The sequence below is a fragment of the Pseudomonas sp. GW821-FHT03C07 genome, assembly GCF_059420925.1.
The window spans coordinates 1-22,229 of the sequence record NZ_JBWKUQ010000009.1 but is presented as its reverse complement, the minus strand read 5'-3'; the positions used below and the strand labels follow the sequence as shown (position 1 = coordinate 22,229).

20 protein-coding genes are annotated in these 22,229 nt (G+C 63.0%); 8 read left to right on the top strand and 12 right to left on the bottom strand.

Annotated elements, in window-relative coordinates:
- Window positions 1-94 precede the first annotated feature (94 nt).
- A complete protein-coding gene (locus AC07VG_RS18305; RefSeq protein WP_495021638.1) occupies window positions 95-997 on the bottom strand; it encodes a DMT family transporter in 903 nt (300 codons plus the stop codon).
- A 137-nt stretch (window positions 998-1,134) separates the two neighbouring features.
- Here AC07VG_RS18305 and AC07VG_RS18300 point away from each other — a divergent pair, with 137 nt between their 5' ends.
- Window positions 1,135-2,010: a helix-turn-helix domain-containing protein gene (locus tag AC07VG_RS18300; protein ID WP_495001048.1), complete on the top strand. Its 876-nt coding sequence runs from the start codon at window positions 1,135-1,137 to the stop codon at window positions 2,008-2,010.
- Between the two features lie 174 nt (window positions 2,011-2,184).
- Here the strand turns inward: AC07VG_RS18300 and dacB are convergent, their stop codons facing one another.
- From dacB to AC07VG_RS18275, 5 genes are all read right to left on the bottom strand, one after another.
- Window positions 2,185-3,708 (bottom strand): D-alanyl-D-alanine carboxypeptidase/D-alanyl-D-alanine endopeptidase, encoded by a 1,524-nt coding sequence (gene dacB / locus AC07VG_RS18295; RefSeq protein WP_495001049.1) that lies wholly within the window; start codon window positions 3,706-3,708, stop codon window positions 2,185-2,187.
- A gap of 179 nt (window positions 3,709-3,887) precedes the next feature.
- The gene (locus AC07VG_RS18290; RefSeq protein WP_495021637.1) at window positions 3,888-4,940 is read right to left on the bottom strand and encodes a YncE family protein; all 1,053 of its coding nucleotides are present in this window, start codon (window positions 4,938-4,940) and stop codon (window positions 3,888-3,890) included.
- On the bottom strand, window positions 4,940-7,390 hold the full coding sequence (locus tag AC07VG_RS18285) for a TonB-dependent siderophore receptor (RefSeq protein WP_495021636.1): 2,451 nt from the start codon (window positions 7,388-7,390) through the stop codon (window positions 4,940-4,942). The genes AC07VG_RS18290 and AC07VG_RS18285 overlap by 1 nt, the downstream gene beginning before the upstream one ends.
- A gap of 257 nt (window positions 7,391-7,647) precedes the next feature.
- Window positions 7,648-8,634 (bottom strand): FecR family protein, encoded by a 987-nt coding sequence (locus AC07VG_RS18280; RefSeq protein WP_495021701.1) that lies wholly within the window; start codon window positions 8,632-8,634, stop codon window positions 7,648-7,650.
- Entirely contained in the window at window positions 8,634-9,236 is a 603-nt protein-coding gene (locus tag AC07VG_RS18275) for an RNA polymerase sigma factor (protein WP_495001052.1), read from the bottom strand. Before AC07VG_RS18275 ends, AC07VG_RS18280 begins: the two co-directional genes overlap by 1 nt.
- Window positions 9,237-9,595: 359 nt before the next feature.
- Here AC07VG_RS18275 and AC07VG_RS18270 point away from each other — a divergent pair, with 359 nt between their 5' ends.
- Window positions 9,596-10,285 carry a hypothetical protein gene (locus AC07VG_RS18270; RefSeq protein WP_495001053.1) on the top strand — a complete coding sequence of 230 codons (690 nt, stop codon included), beginning with the start codon at window positions 9,596-9,598 and terminating at the stop codon, window positions 10,283-10,285.
- Window positions 10,286-10,365: 80 nt separating this feature from the next.
- Window positions 10,366-11,283 (top strand): EamA family transporter, encoded by a 918-nt coding sequence (locus AC07VG_RS18265; protein ID WP_495001054.1) that lies wholly within the window; start codon window positions 10,366-10,368, stop codon window positions 11,281-11,283.
- Window positions 11,284-11,349: 66 nt separating this feature from the next.
- Here AC07VG_RS18265 and AC07VG_RS18260 read toward each other — a convergent pair whose 3' ends face one another.
- Entirely contained in the window at window positions 11,350-11,763 is a 414-nt protein-coding gene (locus AC07VG_RS18260) for an HPF/RaiA family ribosome-associated protein (RefSeq protein WP_495001055.1), read from the bottom strand.
- Between the two features lie 299 nt (window positions 11,764-12,062).
- The gene (locus tag AC07VG_RS18255; protein ID WP_495001056.1) at window positions 12,063-13,262 is read right to left on the bottom strand and encodes a benzoate/H(+) symporter BenE family transporter; all 1,200 of its coding nucleotides are present in this window, start codon (window positions 13,260-13,262) and stop codon (window positions 12,063-12,065) included.
- A gap of 155 nt (window positions 13,263-13,417) precedes the next feature.
- Between AC07VG_RS18255 and AC07VG_RS18250 the strand changes: the two genes are divergently transcribed.
- Together AC07VG_RS18250 and AC07VG_RS18245 are read left to right on the top strand one after the other, a co-directional pair.
- Window positions 13,418-14,806, top strand: coding sequence for an aminotransferase-like domain-containing protein (locus AC07VG_RS18250; RefSeq protein WP_495001057.1), 1,389 nt, complete (start codon window positions 13,418-13,420; stop codon window positions 14,804-14,806).
- 158 nt (window positions 14,807-14,964) lie between these two features.
- Window positions 14,965-15,330, top strand: coding sequence for a DUF3509 domain-containing protein (locus AC07VG_RS18245; protein WP_495001058.1), 366 nt, complete (start codon window positions 14,965-14,967; stop codon window positions 15,328-15,330).
- A gap of 7 nt (window positions 15,331-15,337) precedes the next feature.
- Here AC07VG_RS18245 and AC07VG_RS18240 read toward each other — a convergent pair whose 3' ends face one another.
- A complete protein-coding gene (locus AC07VG_RS18240) occupies window positions 15,338-16,537 on the bottom strand; it encodes a DUF1501 domain-containing protein (RefSeq protein WP_495001239.1) in 1,200 nt (399 codons plus the stop codon).
- A gap of 27 nt (window positions 16,538-16,564) precedes the next feature.
- On the bottom strand, window positions 16,565-18,103 hold the full coding sequence (locus AC07VG_RS18235; RefSeq protein WP_495021635.1) for a DUF1800 domain-containing protein: 1,539 nt from the start codon (window positions 18,101-18,103) through the stop codon (window positions 16,565-16,567).
- 266 nt (window positions 18,104-18,369) lie between these two features.
- Between AC07VG_RS18235 and AC07VG_RS18230 the strand changes: the two genes are divergently transcribed.
- Entirely contained in the window at window positions 18,370-18,711 is a 342-nt protein-coding gene (locus tag AC07VG_RS18230; protein WP_495001060.1) for a YXWGXW repeat-containing protein, read from the top strand.
- A 128-nt stretch (window positions 18,712-18,839) separates the two neighbouring features.
- Here the strand turns inward: AC07VG_RS18230 and AC07VG_RS18225 are convergent, their stop codons facing one another.
- Window positions 18,840-19,340: a phosphate-starvation-inducible protein PsiE gene (locus AC07VG_RS18225; RefSeq protein ID WP_495021634.1), complete on the bottom strand. Its 501-nt coding sequence runs from the start codon at window positions 19,338-19,340 to the stop codon at window positions 18,840-18,842.
- Window positions 19,341-19,683: 343 nt separating this feature from the next.
- On the opposite strand from AC07VG_RS18225, the gene AC07VG_RS18220 reads away from it, so the two are divergent.
- On the top strand, window positions 19,684-19,947 hold the full coding sequence (locus tag AC07VG_RS18220) for a YebG family protein (protein ID WP_495001062.1): 264 nt from the start codon (window positions 19,684-19,686) through the stop codon (window positions 19,945-19,947).
- Between the two features lie 143 nt (window positions 19,948-20,090).
- On the opposite strand, the gene AC07VG_RS18215 is transcribed toward AC07VG_RS18220, so the two are convergent.
- Window positions 20,091-21,110: a Leu/Phe/Val dehydrogenase gene (locus tag AC07VG_RS18215; RefSeq protein ID WP_495001063.1), complete on the bottom strand. Its 1,020-nt coding sequence runs from the start codon at window positions 21,108-21,110 to the stop codon at window positions 20,091-20,093.
- Window positions 21,111-21,287: 177 nt separating this feature from the next.
- Between AC07VG_RS18215 and AC07VG_RS18210 the strand changes: the two genes are divergently transcribed.
- Window positions 21,288-22,091 (top strand): SirB1 family protein, encoded by an 804-nt coding sequence (locus tag AC07VG_RS18210; protein WP_495001064.1) that lies wholly within the window; start codon window positions 21,288-21,290, stop codon window positions 22,089-22,091.
- Window positions 22,092-22,229 lie beyond the last annotated feature (138 nt).

Sequence of the window (22,229 nt, the reverse complement as noted above, 5' to 3'; positions counted from 1 at the left end):
TTCCTGATACGCCGTGGAAAGCGTCAGGTTATCCAGCCATTGATCCGGGACTGATCTACATAGATGTGGCGTGCCTTACATGGATATGGCGCGCCTAGGCCACCCTGGCCGACGTCGATCGCAGCACTACCCTGGGTTTGCGGAACACCAGCACGTTGCCCGCCATCACCGCCACCAGCCCGAGCAGGGCCGGCGCGCTCCAGTGATAGCCCTCGGCATAGGCCGAGACATTCAACGCCACCAGCGGGAACAGCACCGTGCAATAGGCCGCGCGCTCCGGGCCCATGCGCCCGACCAGGGTCAGGTAGGCGGTGAAGCCGATCACCGAGCCCGGAATCACCAGGTACAGCAGCGAGCCGATATACCGCGTATTCCATTCCATCGCGAACGGGATGCCCTGGAACAGGCAGTAGACGGCCAGCATCGTCGCGCCGTAGAGCATGCCCCAGGCGTTGGTGGTCAGGGGCTTGAGCCCGGCCTTCTGTTGCAGGCTGGAGAGCAGGTTGCCGGCCGAGAAACACATCGTGCCGAGCAACGCCAGTCCCAGTCCCAGCAGCGTGTGCGGGCCCGCGGTGTGCCCGGAGAGTTCCGGCCAGAACAGCAGGCCCAGGCCGAGCAAGCCGAGGGCCCCGCCCATCAGCACATTGCGGGCGATCTTCTGCTTGAAGAACACCCGGGCGTTCAGGGCATTCCACAAGGTCGCGGTGGAAAACACCACCGCCACCAGGCCGCTGGGTACCCACTGGCTGGCGGTGAGGAAGCACATGAAGTTCAGGCAGAACAGGCACAGGCCCTGGGCCAGGCAGATCAGGTGGCCGCGACGGTTCATCGGTTGCAGGCGGCGGCTGAGCAGCAGCATGACGAACAACACCAGCGCCGCCAGGCCGAAGCGATAGACGATGGACACCGGGATCGCCACCACGCCCAGTTGCAGTTTCAGGGCGATCCAGGTGGTGCCCCAGATCAACACGGTAAGCAGATAGAGAAACAGGTTCATGCGGCGGACTCCCGAAGACAGGCCTCAGTGTGCTGAACGCCCGGCGCTGGCGCTTGCAAAAACTTGCGCTTTTGTCGGCCGGCGACTGCCAGGTTTTTGCATCACGGAGTAGGATGCAAGGCGTTGGAGAACAGACCATGCCCGCACTGGATACCCTGCAAGTCTTTCAAGCCCTGAACCGCTCGCCCAATTCGCGCCTGGAACACAGTGCCGATCTGGGTGACGGGTTGGCTGCGGCCTTGTGGAGCAATCATCATGACGCCCAGGACTACGAGGCGCCCAGCCATCACACCCTGTCCTGCTATATCGCCGGTGGCACCGGGACTTTTCGCCGGGACCGTCCCGACACCAAGGGCGGTCCGGACAAGCTGTGTATCCTGCCCGCCGAGCATCGGTCCGGTTGGGTGATCAACGGCAGCATCCGCCTGGCGCACCTGTACTTCAGCCCGGAACAGTTCGCGGTCGGCTGCGTCACACTGCTGGACCGTGAACCTCGTGAACTGCAATTGCAGGAACACACCTTTCTCGATGACCCGCAGCAGGCCCGACGTTTTCGTCAGCTGATCGGCCTGAACTGGGACGAGCCGGCGGAGCGCCTGCTCAGTAGCAGCCTGGCCCACGAGTTGCTCGGCCATACGTTGCTCAATCAGGTGGGGTTGCGCCAGGGTCTGCGCTTGAAAGGCGGCTTGGCCGCGCACCAGCGACGGCTGTTGGCGGAGTACATCAACAGTCGCCTGGACCAGCCGTTGAGCCTGGGTGAGTTGGCCGGGTTATGCGCGCTGTCGGAATATCACTTTGCGCGGATGTTCCGTGCCAGCTTCGGCCTGGCGCCCCATCAGTATGTGCTGGCGCGACGTCTGGAGCAGGCGCGGGTGTTGTTGCGCGGCACGCGGCAGCCGCTTGGTGAGATTGCCCTGGCGTGCGGATTTGCCAGCGCCAGTCATTTCGCCAATCGGTTTCGCCAGGTGTTGGGCGCAACGCCTGGCGAGTACCGGCAAGCCTTCGCACACTAAGGCCGAACACCGACCTTGTAGGAGCTGGCTTGCCAGCGATGAGGCCCTTGAGCCTTGCGGTGCCCATCCGGACACCATCGCCAGCAAGCCGGCTCCTACAGGTTTGTGTCTCTCCGCAAAATATCCTGTTGCCAGCTCCCACAGGTTATGCGGCGTTTTCAAGATCTCGTTTCTTCAGTCAGCTTTGTTGGCCAGCGCCGTGACCACCTGATCCTCCACCGCTTTGACTTGTCGCCCCCCTACCAGGTAGTTATTGCTCAGCATGGCGAACACCAGCAACCGCCCATCACGACTGGTGACATACCCGGCCAGCGACGACACGCCGCCCATGCTGCCGGTCTTGGCATGCAGGTTGTTCGCCGCCGCCGTGCCGCGCAGGCGTTTGCGCAGGGTGCCACCGATCATCCGCTCGGGATTGCCGGCAACCGGCAGCGCCGCGTACCAGGCCTGGAACCAGGGCTGGGTGCGCACCGCCAGCAGCATGTCGCTGAGGGTCCGCGCCGACACCTGGTTACGCCGTGACAAGCCGGAACCATCGAACTGCAGCAACTCCGCCGAGGACACCCCATGTCCCTGCAGGAACGCGTTGACCGCCGCCACGCCCGCTGTCGCCGTCCCCGCATGGGCGGTCTTGCGGCCCATGGACTTGAGCAGGATCTCCGCCATGTTGTTGTTCGACAGTTTAAGCAGCGGTGGCATCAGTTCCGCGAGGACCGGCGACTGGTGCTCGAGCAACGGCTGAGCCGAAACCGGTGTGGCGACGCCCAGCAGGCTGCCGCCTTCCACCGCGATGCCTTGTTGAACCAGGGCACTTTTGAACAGGTCGGCCACCAGCCCGGTCGGTTCCCAGACACTGACTTGGGCGATACGCTCCGCGCCCTTGGGCAACGCGCCGTCAATGCGCAACAGGTTGCCACCATGGCCGCGACTGACCACCAGCGGACCGCCACGGCCCGTCCTGGCCCGATTGAGCACGCTCATGTAGCGGTTGGCTGGCGTGAAACTGACCCGCACCGGCTGGCGCGCGGTAGCGCCGGCGCGTACGTTGACCAGAATCGAACCGACATCCAGGTCGGCGTTCGGCGACACGCTCAGCGCGGAAATCTGCGCCGAGAAATACTGTTGTTCATCGCTGCTCGACCAATCGGCCCCCAGCCGCTCGCGGTCGAAGGCGGTGTCGTCGAAGATCAGTCGCCCACGAATCCGCGTGATGCCTTTGCGCGCCAGCCCGGCCGCCAGGGCCTGGTAGTCTTCCTGGCGCATGCTCGGATCGCCGCTGCCGCGCAGGTAGAGATCGCCGGTCAGCACGTTGCCCTGCTGCACGCCGGTGCTCAACAGGGTTGTGGCAAACCGATAATCAGCACCCAGGACTTCCATCGCCGCCGCGCTGGTCACCAGCTTCAGGCTGGAGGCCGGAATCAGCCGGAACTGCGGATTGTATTCACACACCAGCTTGCCGGTGTTCGCCTCGCGCACCACCAGCGAGGTCATCGCACCTTGCAACGCTGGGGCGCGCAGGACGCTGTCGAGCCCGGCGCAAAAGGCCGAGCGTGGCAATGGCAGTGGCAACTGCGCCGCTTGCAGGACCACCGTCCGGACCGGCTCGGGAGCCTTCGGCACCTTGCTCGAACAGGCCGCCAACAGTACGCATAACGCCAGCGCGATGCCCTTGCCCATGAAACCCTGTACCGAATTCATCTTCCGCCTCGAACTCAACCAATCAATACACAATAGCCGCTGCCAACCGCAGCGGCTCATCACTCAGGAGGCACGTAAGAACAAGGTACTTATCGAGTCAACAGGCGGGGAATTATGCGGTAACACGGCCTCCGGAATCCATGCACGGCGATCCATTTTCCGGGGACAGGCTTTGTGGTTCAGGGCGCCAGAGTGGTGATGGAAAAGCTATTGGCGTGAAACAACGGATCGGCCTTGGGTTCGCCCTTGGCGGTCGCCGGCAGGGTGAAGTCCATGGCCGGCAGGTAGACCTTGCTGCTGGTCGGGTCGAACGCCATGTTGTAGGCCATTGGCAAGGTGCTGACGCTACCCAGCACGGCGTAGTGGTCGACGTCCTTCTGCGTCACCAGCGTCAGGTTGGCGTCCACCCCGCTGGGGATGATCAATCGCCGCTGTTTGGCATCCCAGGCCAGGGCATTGACATCCCGGGTGATCGGCAGGCTGGCCTTGACCGCGCCGCTTTCCAGGTCGGCGACGATCAACCGTGGTTGCTCGCCGCGACAGGCGACGAACAGCCGCTGGCCCTTCTCATCCTGGGCCAGGGCGCTGGGTTTGGCACAACCCTCGAAGCGCCAGCTGTCGAGTACCTCGAAGGTGCTGGCGGAAAACCGTGCCACCTTGCCTTCGTCGCGCATCGGCAGGAAGAAACTGCCGTCGCCCTTGACCAGCAGCGGGTCGATTTTCTTCACGTCCAGTTCGTGGGCGGCGGTGATCTTTTCCTGTTTCGGATCGAAGACAAACAACGTCGAACGATCCGCCCGCCGGCCGCTGACGACAATCACCTGGCCGCTGCGCGGCTCGTACGCCGCGCTGTTGAGGTTGCTCTGGGCCACCGGAATACGTTTGAGCAGCTTGAGGCTCGACAGCTCGACGACGCCGAGGCTACCGTCGCTGTTGAGCACGAACAGGCGATTGCGTTCGGGCACGAACACCACGGCATTGGCACCCGCCGAGTGGTCGAGGGTTTTCACCAGACGCTGTTTCGCCACGTCAAACACGCTCAGGCCGTTTTCCCGCCGGGCCAGAAACAGGTAGGGCCGGGTCGGGTCGAGGGCGGCGAAGCCCCAGCTGTCGCCAGAGCCGGGCAAGGTCACCTGATATTCACGCTGGTACAGGCGCTCTTCCCCGGGTGCCGTCGCCAGGACGGTACCACTCAGGGTCAGGGACAACAGGGCTGCACTGAGGTTTTTCATCAGAACTCCAGGGTGCTGGAAACCGACACCTGGCGGGCATCCCCCATGGACACGAAGAGCTGGCTGACCGCCGAGGTGTAGTAGACCTTGTTGAACAGATTCTTCACGTTGAGCTGGAACTTGACCTTCTGCCCTTCCACCTGGGTGTCGTAGGTGGCGAAGGCATCGGCCACGGTGTAGCCCGGCAGATCGAAGGTGTTGGCCGCATCCCCGGTCCGATGGCCGACATAACGCGCCCCGGCACCGGCCCGCAGCTTGTCGCCACCGCCCATGATCGAACCGAAGTCGTAGACCGCCGACAGCGAGCCGGCGTTCTTCGCCACATTTTGCAGGCGGTTGCCCTGGTAGTTGGCGTCCTGAGTGACCTGGGTATCGGTGTAGGCATAGCTGCCAATCAGGCTCCAGCGCTCGCTCAACTGACCGCTGGCATCCAGTTCCAGCCCCCGCGAGCGGACCTGGCCGGCAATGCTGTACTGGGTCGTCAGGCCGTCGGCGACGGACACCAGCACGTTGCGCTTGTGGATATCGAAGATCGCCGCCGTGGCGGTGATGCGCCCGGGAATATCCAGCTTGGTGCCGATCTCCCAGGCCTTGGACTGTTCCGGCTCCAGCGAGCCGTCCAGCACCAGCCGGGTGCTGCTGGTCAGCGCCAGCGGGGCGATGGTGGAGTTGGGCTTGAAGGATTCGGTGTAGCTGCCATAGAACGACAGCTCGTCGGTGTAGCGGTACACCAGACCCGCGCGCGGCACGAATTTCTCGCCGTTGCCGTTGGTGTTGACCTGGAATGGCCGGCCCTTGCCCGCGTACTGGTCGTACATCTGGAAGCGCCCGCCGGCAACCAGGATCCACTGGTCGTTGAGGTGGATCGAGTCCTGAGCGAACAGTGAGTCGCTGCGTAGCAGGTCGGTCTGGTCGCTGTCCTTGGCGCTGACGGTAGAGCCCGGGACTTCGCGGCCATAGACCGGGTCCAGGTAACTGAAGGTATTCAGCGGGCTCTGACGGATCAGATCGGAGCGGTAGATCTTGCGATATTCGTCGTCGACACCGAACACCAGGTCATGCTGCATGCCGGCCACATCGACCTTGCCGTCGAGGCTGGCGGTGGTGAAGCGGTCGCTGGTCAGCGCGCCCTTGGTACCGTCCATGCTGCGCACCAGGGTGCCACTGGCCGGGTTGATCGAGACCACCCGGACCTGGCTGGCATCGTAGGTTTCGCGGTTCCAGCTGTAGCCGAAGTGGGCCTTCCAGTTGTCGTTGAGGTCATGGTCGGCTTCGACATGGACCAGGTCGGAACGGCCTTCCATGTTGTTGAACGGCTCGTCGAGACGGCGATCCTTGGGAATCGCCAACGGATGGTTGGTCCGCGGATCGATGGCCGTGCCACGGTCGAACGGCGTGAGGAACTCGCGGTGCTCGTAGGACAGCAGCAGCTTGGTGCTGTCGCCGAACCAGGCCAGGGACGGGGCGATCAGAGTCTCGCGGTGGGACCCGAAGTTGCGCCAGTAATCTTCGTCTTCACGGTCGAGGACCATGCGGTAGGCCAGCCCGGAATCGCCGAGGGCACCGGTGCTGTCAAGGCTGCCGCCGCTGCCGTTCTTGCCGGAACCGTAGGTCGAGCCACGCAGGGTCACGGCGTTGTACTGTTCCAGCTGGGGTTTCTTGCTCACCAGATTGACCACGCCGCCCGGGTCCTGGATGCCGTAGAGCAGGGACGCCGGGCCCTTGAGCACTTCGACCCGATCGGTACTGGCGTTTAGCGCACGGCCCTGCACCAGCGGCATGCCGTCTTGCATGATCGAACCGTTGCGGTTGTCGCCGAAGCCGCGAATCATCACCGCATCCTGGGTGCTGCCGAGGGTGTTGGCCTGGGTGATGCCGCTGATGTTGTTCAGCGCGTCGTCGAGATTGCGCGGGGTCTGGTCACGCAGGACCTGGGCCGCGACCACGTTGATGGTCTGCGGGATTTCCTGCAGCGAGGCGCTGGAACGGGCCACCGAGGTGACTTGCGGCGGCTGGTAGCTGGTGGCGGAAGCCTGCTGGTTGCCATTGATGGTGGTGGCGCCGAGGTTCAGGGCGCCCTGGGTCGGCAGGGGTTCGAGGGCCAGGGTGTGGTCATCGGTGCGGCGGAAGGTGAAGCCGGAATTGCTCAGCAGCCGTTGCATGGCCTGCTCGGCGCTCATCTGCCCGCTGAGCGCCGGGGCCTGATGAGCGTAGGCCGCTTCGTCGGTGTAGACCACGCTCAGGCCGGTGACCCGGCTGAAGTCGCTCAGGGCCTGGGGCAACGGTTTGGCGGCGATGGCGAAGTTGAATTGCGCACTGTGCTGCGCCACGGGCTCGGCCGCCAGGGCCACGCTCAGGGGCAGCAAGGCCAACCCCGTCAGCGCCAGCGCCGATGCGCCGAACCATCGCTTGCCCGAACTGCCTGCCATCGCTTTTGCCCTGGACTTCATGTGTGCCTGACCCGTGTGTAGAGAAATCATTAATGCGAATGAATCGCACTTTCAACCACTACACGAATGGGCTTCGGGTTTACCTCACCTTTATTTTGAAAATATTTTCTCGGGGGGCATCGCGACACCGACCGCTGGCCTGGCACGGCCCTGTAGGCGCTGGCTTGCCGGCGATGGGGCCCTTGAGCCTGGCGCTGCCCATCCGGACGCCATCGCTGGCAAGCCAGCTCCTACAACGGTCGGCGTTATCGGGTAGCTCAGCGCAATACGATGACCCGGCCCAACAGGCGGTGCTGTTCGAACCCCAGCACGCCTTGCAACGAGTCGAGCACCGCCCGCGGATCCTTGCTCGGAAAGCTGCCGCTGATCCGCCGTGCCGCCAGGCGGTCGTTGAACAGCAGAATCCGTCCCGGGTAATAGCGGCCCAGGTCCCGCACCACCTCGGCCACGCTGACTTTTGAATAATTCAACCAGCCCTGGCGCCAGGCCAACAGTTGGTCGCTGTCCACCGGATGCAGCGGCTGCGCCGAACCGTCGGCATAAGCCACCTGCTGATTGGCGCCGAGAATCTGCGGCGGCGCGCCCGGGCCCGCGCGGACCCCGACCCGCCCGGACAACACCGTCACCCGCGCGCCCCCCGGTTGCAGACGCACTTCGAACTGCGTCCCGAGCACCCGCGCCTCGCCGCCCTCGGCCTCCACCACAAAAGGTTCGCCGGTATGGGTTACCTGGAAAAACGCCGAACCGCGCCGCAGCCGGACATGCCGTTCGCCGCCACTGAAGTCCACGGCAATCGCACTGTCAGTATCCAGCGTGACTTCGGATTGGTCGGCCAGGATCACCGTGCGCACCTGCCCCGGCACCGACACATAGTCGGCGCCGAGGTCGTCGAGCCAACGCCAGGGCTCAAAGCCCAGACCCATGGACACCGTCAGCAGCAGGCAGGCGGCCATGGCCAGGCCCGCCGACCAGCGCCAGCGCGACACCAGCTGTGGCCGGTCCATGGCCGCGAGCCAACCTTGCAAGGCCGCGGCCTCTTCCCGGGCCAGGGTAGTCGCCGGCACCTCACTCAGTTCCCAGAGCACCTGGGCCTGGGCATAGGCCTCGACATGGGCCGGGTCGGCTTGCAACCAGAGACTGAAGCACGCCTGGTCGCCTCGGCTCGGCTGATCGTGCAACAGACTGAGCCAGGCCAGCGCGGCCTGTTCCTGGGCGGGTGTCACGGCGACGCTGGACGAATGGATCACGATGCTTTCCCTGGCAGACGTGTGGCTGACGACTCTCGATATATAGCTGAAGGCTCTCGCAGACTGGCCTTGCACGCTTCAAGGGCGCGCATCATGTGTTTTTCCACGGCACTTTGCGAGAGGCCCATGGCCTTGGCGATCTCGGCATACTTGCGACCATGGATGCGGTTGAGCAGGAAAATCTGTCGGGTGCGCTCCGGCAGGCTGCGCAGCGCCGCCTCGACATAACGCAGATCGTTACCGGCCTCCAGAGCTGCCTCGGGTTCGAGGCTCTGGTTAGCCTGCTGCTCGGGCAGCCAGCCTTCATTGACACGTACGCGGGCCCCCTCGCTGCGCAAATGGTCAATGGCAATGTTGCCGGCACAACGCAGCAGGTAGGTGCTCAACTCCTCCACCTGCACCAGGGGCCGACGCCAGAAACGCAGGAACAGGTCCTGGACCAGGTCCGCCGCCGTTGCACGACAACCGACCCGGCGGCTGACCAGCGCTTCCATCTGCGAACGCTGGGACAGGAACACTTGCAGGAAGTGCGTACGACCGGCGTGCGGCTCGGTCCTCTCGGCCTCGGAGTTCTCGGGGGGGCGCAGGGCCAGGTTCATCGCGACACTCCCAGCAACAGCCAACCGCCGGGCGGCGGCAAGTCTGGCTGAAAAGACGCCAATATTAATGATAAAAATTCTCATACGCAAAGACATCCGATGTGCCGCAATGGCACAAGGACATCTCATCTTGACTATCCGAACGGCTAGTCATGCTGGAAAACACTGGAGAAGGGGGCGAATGCTGGGCTAATTTCGGCGTGTCGACGGTTGCCGTCTCAGCACGGGTCGCCGATCCGGCCCGGGTTCTTGTACGCGGATGGAGTCCCGGGCCGGCCTAGTCTGATCGTCCAACATACGGCCTCTTCAGCCAGGGAGTCGAGGGGGAATGCCGTCCTCTGACCTAGCAGGGAGCTTCCATGAACACACCGTTCAATCTCAACAAACACATTGCCGAGTATCACTACGACTATGTCACGGTCCTCGCTGACATCGTCCCAGCCTCGTTGTGCGACACCTTGAAAGAACGGGTCGAGCGCACCATCGAGCAGGATCGGGTCAAGCTGGTCAACCACCAGGGACTCGGCACCCACGAGGTATCCGATGCCGGCGGGCAATACCTGCACTACATCTTCCAGGGCCAGGATGTCCGCAATCACTTGCCGGAGCTGACGGCAATCTATCACTCGCTGCTGCCGCTGATCGGCCTGGTCACCAGCCAGGATGCGGTGGTCTCGCCCCACAGCCGCTCCGATATCAATATCAAGGTCTACCCCGAAGGCGGCGGGACCTTGGGCGAGCACTACGACACCAACGCGATCACCGTGCTGCTGTTCCTCACCAGCAACCGCGAAGCGCCCCTGCGCATGCAGATTCCCCGGGCCCATCCGAGCAAGCCGGAGCCGTGGATCGAACACCGGCACATCTACGCCAAAGCCGGCTCGGTGCTGATCATGAAAGGCCGGGAAATCCTCCATGACTGCGAGCCGACGGTGACGGAAAAGAAGATCACCGTGGTCCTGAACTACTACACCCGGGATGACACATGGCGCCCGGAGAAATTCGACGCCTTCGTCTATGACGGCGTCGATCCGGAGATCGCCGCCTGAACCTCGTCCACGTCCTTGTCGTCGCCATTGCGGCGGCAAGAACGCCCTCTCAGCCGCCGCCAACAGGATCTCGAATCCCCATGAAATTTCAACCGCTGGACCTCGCCCTCGGGCTGTTGGTCACCATCATCTGGGGCAGCAACTTCTCGGTGATCGAACTGGGTCTTGAGCAGTTGGACCCGTTTCTGCTCACCGCCCTGCGCTTTACCTGCTGCGCCTTGCCCCTGGTGTTTTTCATGAAACGGCCGGCGGGCGTCAGCCTGGCCGCCATCGCCGGTTACGGCCTGCTGTTCGGGGTCGGACTCTGGTGGGTGGTGAACTACGCCATGCACCTGGGACTGACCCCGGGCCTGGCCTCGCTGATCCTGCAATTCAGCGCCTTCTTCACGATCTTCCTCAGTGCCTGGCTGCTCAAGGAAAAAATCGCCGGCCCGCAGATCGCCGGGGTACTGGTGGCCAGCCTCGGGCTGCTGTCGATCATTCACTTCAGCGAAGGCCAGGCGGTGCTCGCCGGCACCGTGCTGGTGCTGCTGGCCGCCTTGAGCTGGAGTGCCTGCAACCTGATCGTCAAGCAGACCCGACCCAGCGATATGGTCGCCTTTATCGTCTGGTCCAGCCTGTTCGCGGCACCGCCGCTGTTTTTCATGACCTGGCTGGCCAAGGGCAGCGCAGCGTTTTATCAACTGGGTAGCAACCTCACGCCTTCGGCGATCTTCTCGGTGCTGTTCCAGGCCTATGTCACCACCCTGTTCGGCTATCGGGTGTGGAACAACCTGATGAAGAAATACCCCTCGGCGATGGTCGCGCCGCTGTCGTTGATGGTGCCGATTTCCGGTGTGATCACCTCGTGGCTGATGTTCGACGAAAGCATCGGCCCCTACAAACTGGCCTCGATCCTGGTGATCCTGCTGGGCATCGCGCTGTTCATCAACGCCGCGTTGATTGCCAGCTGGTTGCAGGCCAGGGCTGAACGCCAGGCCAGCGAGCCGCAGGGCTGAGCTGTGAACAGCACCTGAAACGAAAACGGGCCTGCAATGCAGGCCCGTCGGGGTCAGTGTCGAGGATCAGCCGTTAGCGGCCAGTCGTACACGTTCTTTCTCTTCGAACTCCTCTTCCAGCAGTGCGTCTCCCAGGTCGCGGCGCTCGCCCTTGATGGCGGTCGCGCGTTTGGCTTGCAGTTTGCCGAACAGATGCTCCAGTGCATGTTCCAGTTTGATCGCCGCGCCGTCGATCGCCTGTTCCAGCGTATCGGCCTTGTGGGTGACCGAAATCGGTTGATGGCCTTTTGGCCGCGCTTCCATCTGGCAGCGCATATCGTGGGGACCGGGCTTGTCGCCGTTCTCGTCCGCCAGGTGAACTTCGACCCGTGTCAGGTCTTCTTCATAACGTTCGAGCGCGTTCTCGACGCTCGTCCGGACCCACTCCTCCAGTCGAATGCTGCTTTGAATATGGTTATCACTATTGACTTGGATTTGCATAGTTATTCCCTTATTTCAGCTAGCTTGCAAAAGGCTCGCCGGCAACGCCTGAAGGCGTGCTGAACATGACCTCTTGATGACAGAGTTGGGCAGTTGGAAAAACAATTCAAGCCCTTTGAAAAGATAAATAATTATCCGACGAAATAGCCGGACAAGCCCGCAAGGCGCTGTTAATGTCGGGAGTTGGGTCGAATCGCTTTCCTGTTATTTCTTGCCACAACCTCCCGGAACAAGCCCCATCGCGAGTTCGGCAAAAATGCCTTGCGACACCGGACGTCCCTGCCCGGCGTTCGAGAGCATCAAGCTTCGCGCAACCCCGGCAGCACCTTGCGCTCGCGGGTGTAGCTCAGCACGAAATGCGCCACCAGGCCGAAGATCAATCCCCAGAACGCCGCCGCCAAACCCAGATAGCTCATGCCCGAAGCGGTCACCAGAAAGGTGATCAGCGCCGCTTCCCGTTGTTTCTCCTCGGCCATGGCCCCCGTGAGCCCGGCACTGATCGCGCCGAACAACGCCAACCCGGCCAGGGACGCGATCAGTTCCTTGGGCAAGGCGCCGAACACCGAAGCCAGGGTCGCGCCGAAGGTGCCCATCAGGATGTAGAAAACCCCGCAGGCGATGCCGGCGATGTAACGTTTGTCGCGGTTTTCGTGGGCCTCGCGACCGGTGCAGATCGCCGCCGTGATCGCCGCCAAGTTGAGACCATGGGCACCGAACGGCGCCAGCAACACCGCGCCCACGGCCGTCAGCGAAATCATCGGCCGGGCCGGCTGGGTATAACCGGCGGTGCGTAACACGGCCATGCCCGGCACGTGCTGGCCGGTCAGGGTCACCAGGGCCAGCGGCAGGCCGATGTTGATGATCGCGTGCCAGCTCCACTCGGGCGCGGTGAAGATCGGGTGCGCCAGCGCCACGCTGATCGCTCCCTGGTTCAACTCACCCATCAGCGCGGCGAAGGCACAGCCGACGATCAGCACCGAGAGAATCGCGTAGCGCGGCGAGAAACGCTTGCACACCAGGTAGACGGCGATCATCGACAACACCAGCGCCGGTTGCAGGCGGATCGAAGTGAACAGCTCGGCACCGAAGCGAAACAGGATCCCCGCCAGCATCGCCGCGGCAATCGCCTTGGGCAAGCGGCTCATCAACTTGTCGAAGGCCCCGGATAACCCCACCACCAGGATGATCACCGACGCCACCACATAGGCGCCGATCGCCTCGGCGAACGACACCGTCGGCAACATCGACACCAGCAGAGCCGCGCCCGGCGTCGACCAGGCGGTAATCACCGGGATCCGCAGGCGCCAGCTCAACAGCAGGCCGGTGACACCGCTGCCAATGGAAATCGCCCAAATCCACGATGACACCTGGTCGCTGGACAGATGGGCCTGAGACGCCGCCTGGAACACAATAATCAGCGGGCCGGCATAGGAAATGACCACGGCGATAAAGCCGGCGATCACCGCGGATAACGAAAAGTCCTGTCTGAGGCTATTCATAAGCGTCGATACCTGGGAGTGGAGAAGCATTGATTCGATTGAATCGATTTATGCGCATATAACCGCAAAAATTGATTCGATTCAATAGAAGCAATTTGATTTGCAGACCCTGTGATAAGCTTGCCCCCACTCTTTTCAGGATCGGTAGTCATTGCATGTGGGTTCCTCGGCTCAGCGACTTCAACCAACCGGTGTATCTCTCCATCGCCGATGCCTTGGCGCGGGATATTGCCAGCGGTGCGCTGAAGGTCGGCAGCCGCTTGCCGACCCTGCGTGAGCTGGCCCAGGCGCTGGATGTCACCCCGGGCACCATCAGCCGCGCCTACAGCGAGGCCCAGCGGCGCAAGCTGGTGCAGGGCGAAGTCGGACGCGGCACCTATGTGCTGGAACAGGGCGCTACACCGGCGGCGCGCCAGCAGGCGCCGGCATTGCTGAGCGCCGGGCCGACCGACCTGCTCGACCTGTCGATCATCAAGCCCCACGGCGAGCCCCTCGAACACGAGTTGCGCGATGCCCTGGTGAACATGGCCAACGACGCGGATTTCGCCCGCGCCCTGGACTACGCCCCCGACGGCGGCCACCCGGCCCACCGTGAAGCCGGCGCGCAGTGGCTGCGCCAGTCGGTAGCCGATGCGCAATGGCAACAGGTGGTGATCACCGCCGGTGCGCAACATGGGCTGATGGTCGCCATGAGTGCCCTGAGCAACAGCGGTGACCTGATACTCTGCGAAGCGCTCTGCTACCCCGGCATCATCTCACTGGCCCATGGCCTGGAGCGGCGGCTCGGCGGTGTGGAAATGGATGAGGAAGGGATCATTCCCGAGGCCCTGCACGAGCGTTGCCTACGGGAAAAACCGGCATTGCTGATCTGTGTCGCCACTTGCCAGAACCCGACCACGGCGATCATGTCCGCCGCGCGCCGGGCGCAGATCGCGGCGATTGCCGAAGCGTTCGATTTCATCATTATCGACGACGATATCTACGGTTTCCTCGGCAACGATCCGTCGATCAAACCGCTGTCCAGCTACGCCCCGGACCGTTCGGTGTACCTCACCAGCCTGTCGAAGTCGGTGATGCCGGCCCTGCGCATCGGCTACCTGTACAGCCCGCCGAAACTGCTGTCGCGCCTGACCTCGATGGTCCGCAGCAGCATCTGGATGCCGTCGCCGCTGACCGCACAACTGGCGAGCATGATGCTCAGCGAAGGGCTGGATACTCGCCTGATAGCCGTCCAGCGCAGCGAAGCGGCCGCGCGCCAGGCCATCGCCGCGGAAGTTTTTCGCGGTTTGCAAATCGCCACCCAGCCCCACGGCTATCACCTGTGGCTGACCTTGCCCGAGCCCTGGAGCGGCGACGAATTCACCCTGCTGGCGCGGGCCAACGGCGTGCTGGTGCTCAGCGGCACGCAGTTCCAGGCCGAGCGCCTGGGGCCTAGCCGCAGCGTGCGGATCGTGCTGATGTCGCCCACCAGCCGCGACGAATTGCGCTTCGCCCTGACCAAGCTGGCCAGCCTGATCGACGCCGACCCGCGACGGTTCTACTGAACGATCGTTCACTCGGCACAAGCCTTGCAAATTCATCGATGCAATGGCGCTCCGACATGAGGTCAGGGCGCCTGCCCTGCCACCGGTCCGGAACCGACGAACCAATCCGGCCGGCGCGCAGTCAATGAATCCAGGTTTCGATCAGAGTGGTGACACACATGGATAACCCCTTTCAGTTGATCAACGAGGCTTTCCAACCCGAATACCGGGTCAACCTCAGCCTCCAGGGACTGGACGGCGACATCATGCTGACCCTGTCCAACGCCGACGGGATAGTGGCCAAACGGATGATCAGCGCCGAGCAGCGCAATGATCCGCAGCGCCTGAAACGCCTGATCCAGAGCGTGCAATTCGGCATCGCCATCGAGCAGGGGCACAGTGCGATGGATATTCTCACGGCCATGACCGACAGCGACAGCCTCAAGCTGGCGACCCTCCCCGCCCCGGTCTGGAGCGGTGCCGGTCATCGTGTTGGACGCCCGGTCACACCGACCGGGCGGGTGCTGACCCTGCCACTTCGTTAAGCAGCCGCTACACCAACTGCAACCCATTGGGGCGCGCGCCGGGGAAAACGCTCTGAAGTTGCGCAGCGGACAGGCCCCAGGTGCGGCCGAACACGCCGCCGAGCAGGTCGCGGTAATTGTTCAGCACCGGGTAATCGCGGTTCTGCAACAGACTGCCGGGCGCCACCGCCACCTGCTCGCCGGCAATACGCCCGCCGTGCACACTGCCGCCCAGCACCCAATACACCGTGCCATGGCCATGATCGGTGCCACGATCGCCGTTCTCGCGGAAGGTGCGGCCAAACTCCGAGACCACCACCACGGTAGTGTCTTTCCACTGATCGCCCATGGCCTCGGCAAACGCCGCCAGGCCCTGCCCCAGGTTCGCCAGGTTGTTGGAGAGCTGCCCCTGGACGCCGCCCTGATTGACATGGGTGTCCCAGCCGCCGACATCGACGAAACCCAACCGATACTGATCGCGCATCAGGGTGGCAATGCGCCGGGTTTCCGCGGCGAAATTCTGCGCGGTCTGCGCGCCGCGTCCGGCCTTGGTCATTTCATCCTGCAGGTCCTTCGACACTTGCTGGCGCAGTTGCAGGCCATCGGTCACCGGCGCGGCCAGCGTCGTGCCCTTGTACATCGAGGCGAGGATCGAGGACTGGCGTTCATCGAACACCGGTTTCGAGACCCCGCGCAATGACAGGTTGGGAACATCCCGGCCGCCCTGGAAACTCAGAGGTAAGGCATCGGTAAAGGCAATCGGCGCACTGCCGGGCATGGCGCCGGCCAGCCGGGCGAGAAAGCCCGATCCATAGCGTCCGTGCTGATCGCCGGCGAGGCCGGCCTCGATATTGTCCTGGGTTTCGAAATGGCTGCGGGACAGGTCGTCGGTGCCGGCAAAGGGCACAAAGGCGAGCTGCTTGCGCTGCCAGAGCGGGTAGAGCGAATCCCGTAGTACCGGGTTGAGCCCCCAATGGCCGTCGAGGGCGATGGCGCTGTTGGGGTTGTGCGGGTCGGGCCGGGCAATCGCCAGGGTCGGCCGCGACTCGTAGTAGAAATCGCTGGCATAGGGCACCAGCAGGTTGTTGCAGTCGTATCCACCGCGCAGGAACACCATCAAAAAGCGCGGTGCCGAGGCTGGGGCGGCAAACAACTTCCCGGAAAAGGACAACGTCGGCAAGGTCGCGGCAGCAACTGCCGAAGCAACCAGAAAGTCTCGACGATTCATCACGGCACCTTCCTGAAGAGCACGATATTAGCGGTTGTTGAAATCAGGCGAAGACAACAGGAAGGTGTTCCATTCCTGCGGCGAGGTGGCCTGATTCAGCGCGGCAGTGGTAGCAGCCGACAGATGCGGGCCGATTGCCTCGTAGTACAGCGGCGTGGTGATCATGGGAAAACCGCCCTGGGCCTTGTCACTGCCCTCCGGGGTGAACAGCTTGTTGTAGCCTGAACCGATGGCGCGGGCGATCTCGAAACGCTTGGACATCTGCCCCGAACTGGCCCAGCCGACGGCGTCCAGCGGCCAGCCGTCCGGGGTCTGCCGGCCAAACACCGGTTCACCCAGCTGATTGAGCCAGTTGAGCATCGGCCGCGGGTTGGCGATGGGCTTGCCGTCATAGGCCAGGCGCACCGCCGAGACCACGAACTGGGTCGGATCCTTGAATTTTTTCCCGGCACTTTGCAGCAATTCCGGCGACTCGAAGAGCGTGCGCAGCACCTGGGCGATATCGCCGTCGCTACGCTGGAAGGTCACGCTCATGCGGTCCACCAGGGACTGCGGCGGCTGGTCGGCGACAAAGTATTGCGCCAGTTTGCGCGAGATAAATTGCGCACAGGCCTTCTGCCGGGTGATCAGGCTGACCGCCCGAGTGATTTCATCGAAACCCGTGCCCTGGATCGGTTCGCCCAACAGCACCTTGTCGGAGAAGTCATGGCGATTGGGGTTGAACTGGAACATCCCGTCATTCACCAGCAACGGTGCCACCCGTGGCCCGAACTTCTGCTGCCGACCGTCCAGCGGCCTCACCCCGGCGCCGGTAAGGATCAGCGCCAATTGCTGGACATCCTGCTGGGTGTAGCCGGAACCGACCCCCAGAGTGTGCAACTCCATCAGTTCACGGGCGTAGTTTTCATTGACCTTGCCCTTGGCGTTCTGGGCATTGTCGAGAAACTCCAGCATCGCCGGACTCTTCAGGGTCGCCAGTACCAGGTCCTTGAACTTGCCCAGGGCATGCGGGCGGATCACCTGCTCTTCGTAGTCCGCCGCCATCAGGCGTACCGCGCCCTTGCCGGCAAACACGCTGAAGTGATTGAGCCAGAAGCCGACCATTTGCTCCTTGAGCTGGTTGCTGCCATAGACCGCCCGCAGCAGGGTGATTTGCCGGGCCTGGTCGGCGGCGTCATTGAGGCCTTGCTGCTGGGCCTTTTTCGCCTCGACCTTGGCATCGCCGTCCGGCATCGACTGCAGCTGCTCCTGGCCCTGTTTGAAGGCGAGCAGGGTGGCCTGCAGCGGTTGCGCGAGGATCGGGAACGCCCGCAATTGCGCGTCGATACCCGGCGGCAACGGATCACGGAGGCGGTCAGTCAGTTGCGCCTCCAGCAAGCCGGCACGGCCCATGGCACGAAAGCGCGCGACATTCGCCGCATCCAGGTCGTAACCGTCGCGCCGCAGCCAGGCCGAGTCGGCGGGACTCAACGGTGCGGCAGGCGCCGCCATGGCAACGGCGGGAAGGCCCGCCACGAGGAACACCGACAACCCCAGACAACGTAGAGCAGCACCCGGTACTGGCATATCAAGAGGCTTCCAAAGGTGGGAACGGCAGTAATCCTTTCATCCCCAGTGTCTGTCGAACTGGCTGTACCAATGCTGACAAATGCGCATTCAGTTCTATCCTGCCAAAGGTCTGTGACAAGCGGCTCTTGCGGCAAAAAAGACGCTGTTGGGTTCAGGTTCCGGACAGATACATACTGCTACAACAAGCGTAGCCGGTGAAAAAATACGGCAGCGACCCGTTCGCCGGGCATACACCGTGAGGCGGACCATTCCGAGGAGGCAATATGTTTTTACGTTACGCAGCACTTGCAGCGGTAGTCGTGGCGGCTTCCGGCTGCGTACAGGAGCGTGTGGTTCACGACCGTCAGGTGGTGGTCGAACGGCCCGCGCCGCAATACGTGGAAGTGGTGGCACCGCAGCCGCCACCGCAGGAAGTGATCGAAGTGGAGCCAGCCTATCGCCCGGGTTTCGTCTGGGCACGGGGCTACTGGCATTGGGACGGGCGGCGCTATGTGGCGATGCACGGCCATTGGGAACCGGTGCGCCAGGGTTATCGCTATGAGCACCCGCACTGGGAACGGCATAACGATGGCTGGCATCTGCGCGTCGGCGCCTGGGTCAACTGATGATGTAGATGTAGGAGCGAGCTTGCTCGCGATGGTAGCCCAGACACCGCAGGGCATCAGGTGTGCCCTGCCATCATTGACGACCATCGTCGGAACGCCGCCTGGAGCAAGCTCGCGCCTACAGAGTGTCAAAGCTCGCCCTTCTCCACTTCCGGATGTTCGCTGGAGCCCTCGCCGGTCTTGCGTTGCGGATGCTCGATCCTCATCGACGGGAACTGCGACGAGGCATAGCGCACCACCAGGATCGCCAACGCCAGCAGCAGGATCGCACCGGAAAGGTAAACCACGCCCATGTCCGGTGGATTGTGGTGCGACACGTTGGAGATCAGCAACCGGGTCAGCGCGGTGATCGCCACGTAGATCAGGAAGCGCACCGGCATGTGGTTGGTCTTGAAGTAGATCCCCACCATCGCCCCCAACTCGAGGTAGATGAACAGCAGCAGGATGTCGTCGATCTTCAGATGACCCTCTTCGATCATCGTCAGGAACTCCATCACCGCCGCCCAGGCAGTGACCCCGCCAATGGCGAACAACGCCAGGTAATGAAACGACTCGACGAACAGGTTGCCCAGGGACTCGGCCACCTGATGCACGTTTTGTCGCAGGTTCTCGGCCCAATTGATTTTCACGGTACAGGTTCCTTGGTTCGGCTTGATCGGATAATGCGGGTGGAAGATGACCATTGTCCCTCTCTACACCAGCATGCAGAAAAAAGGCCAGGGACAGGGGGTGAGATGGTGATCGTGGGTTTCGGGACACGTTGCGGCGAGGGCCGCCACGTTCTGCTGAGGAGCTCGGCCTGTGGCCGCACGCTTGCTCGCGATGAAGATGGCGCAGTCCACCTGACAAACCGAGAATTAGTCTAGATTAAAAAGCCACTACCCAAACCCTGGGGATTCGCTTATGCTTTTGGCTGTATATAAATACAGTAATTGCAAAACACAACTATCGTGAAGGCATGTGAGGTGGTGAATGGCCGTCGAAGTGGTATACCGCAGCAGCCGAGATCTGGAGCGTTTGTTCATGGATAAAGCCGAAGCTGACCGTCATGACAAAATGCTCGAACTGGCCGAGCTGTTGGCCGAAGTCCTGCAAAAAGCCGTGCCCTCGCTGAGCGAGCAGCAGGTGGAAGAAGCCGGTATCTACATGGCGAAAAACCGTGATGTATTCGCCCGGGCGTTCAAGAGCCAGCCGGATGCATTGAGCGAATTGCTCTCGGCCCCTGCAGCCGAATAACACGCCGCACCGTGGGAGCCGGCTTGCTGGCGATAGGTTCAACGCGGTGTCCCTGCAATACCGCGCCGCCTGCATCGCCAGCAAGCCGGCGCCTACAAGTGACCGCGTTCAGCCGGTACAGAATGATAGGGACGCCGGTTCGCTCAACGGTAAAGCAGGCGCTCCGCCAGTTCGTCGGCCACCCGCGCCGGCGAGCGCTTTTCCGCCTGGGCATGGGCGAAAACTTCGGTCAGGCGGGAACCGATACGAGACAAATGGGCGGTGATGGTTGGCAATTCCTCGCCCTGGTGTCTGAGGGCGACATAAATCAAGCCACCCGAGCTGATCACGTAGTCGGGCGCATAAAGAATGCCGCGCTTTTCCAATTGATCGGCGACGCTGATATGGGTCAGCTGGGTGCTGGCTGAACCGGCCACCGCGGCACAACGCAACTGCGCCACGCTCTGGCTGGTGAGCACATTGCCCACGCTGCAAGGGGCAAGAATATCGCACGGGGTACTGAGCAAGGCTTCACAGGCGATCGGATGCGCGCCCAGTTGCTCCATGGCCAGTTGCACCTTGCCCGGATCGATATCGCTGACCAACAACTCCGCTCCCGCCGCGTGCAACTGCTCGGCCAGAGCATAACCGACATTGCCCAACCCCTGCACCGCCACTCGCAAACCTTCCAGGTTGTCGCTGCCCAGCCGCGCCATGGCGGTGGTGCGAATGCCGGCGAATACGCCCATGGCCGCGTGCGGCGATGGGTCGCCGGCGCTGGTGGTGCTGGTGACGTGCTGGGTGTATTGGGCGATGCAGTCCATATCGGCGGTGGAGGTACCGCTGTCGATGGCGGTGATATAGCGCCCATCGAGTTGCTCGATGCAACGGCCGAAGGCCTCGAACAAGGCGGCGCGACTTTCCACATGGGGCGGGCGAATGATCACCGCCTTGCCGCCGCCCACCGACAACCCCGCGAGCGCGGCCTTGTAGCTCATGCCCTGGGCCAGGCGGATGGCATCGACCATGGCACTTTCGTCATTGGGATAGGCCAGATAACGACAGCCCCCCAGCGCCGGCCCGAGCCGACGATTGTGGATGGCGATCACCGCCTTCAACCCGGTGACCGGATCGACACTGAGGTGCAATGACTCAAGACGAGTACTTTGCATGAGAGCGAACATCGAGAGGCCCCCTGGATACTACCTGTAGCGAGTATAGGCTTCGTAGGAAAGCTTGCAGAAGCAAGCAGGAATAAGGCCTTGGCGTTTACGGGTTTTGCGACATAACCCTCAACCGCTGCAAGAGACTGGACGAAAGCCCGGCGCGGGGCTAAAACAGAGACTCTGCCGGAGATCTCGATGAACCCCCGCCAAGCCTTTTTCGCCTGCCTGGAACGCACCCCGCCCGCGGTGTTCGAAGCAGCGCTGTGGATCGCGGCCGAACATGACCCACAGGTCCGTCCCGACGCCGTGCTGCGCGACTTCCGCGACTTGCAACAACGGGTCAGCGCCGGCTTGCCGATGTTGCCGGTCAGCGAATTGGGCCAGCCGCTGTTGCGGCGGCTGAACGAGCTGGGGTTCCAGCAGGACGAATTCATCCCGCTGCGTCCGCACGCGGCGCTGCTCGACAAGGTCCTGCAGCGTCGACGCGGGCAGCCGTTGATACTGGCGCTGATCGCCCTGGAACTGGCCCGGCAGTTGGAGATCCCGCTGGTGGGGGTGAACTTCCCCGGACATTTCCTGCTACGGGTGCCGGGGGCCGACCATTTACTCGACCCATGCGGCGGCCGGCGTCTTTATCCCAACGACTGCCGCGAACTGCTGACCCGCCAGTACGGTCCGAGCACGGTGCTGAAGGCCGAACACATGGACACGGCCACACCGATGCAGATGCTCCAGCGCCTGTCGCGCAACCTGCGGCAATTGCACCAGGCCAACGACGACTTCCTCGGCGCGCTGGTGGATGCCGAACGGGTCCTGGAGCTGGGCCAGGCCAATGCCGGCGACTACCTGGCCCGTGCCAGCCTGTACCAGCGCCTCGATTGCCCACGGGCCGAACGCTATGACCTGGAGCGCGCACTGCTGCTCAGCGAAGATCCGCTGCAGCGGCTGCGGCTGACGGAGCGGCTGGGGCAATTGCCGCCGAATGCGGTGGTGCACTAGGCGATTGCTGACAAGCCAACCTTAGGGTTCGGACTCAGCAAACCTTTATGGTGAGACACCTGTTTTCATGTGGGAGCGGGGGGGGGGGGGGGGGGGGGGGGGGGGGGGGGGGGGGGGGGGGAGGGGGGGGGAGGGGGG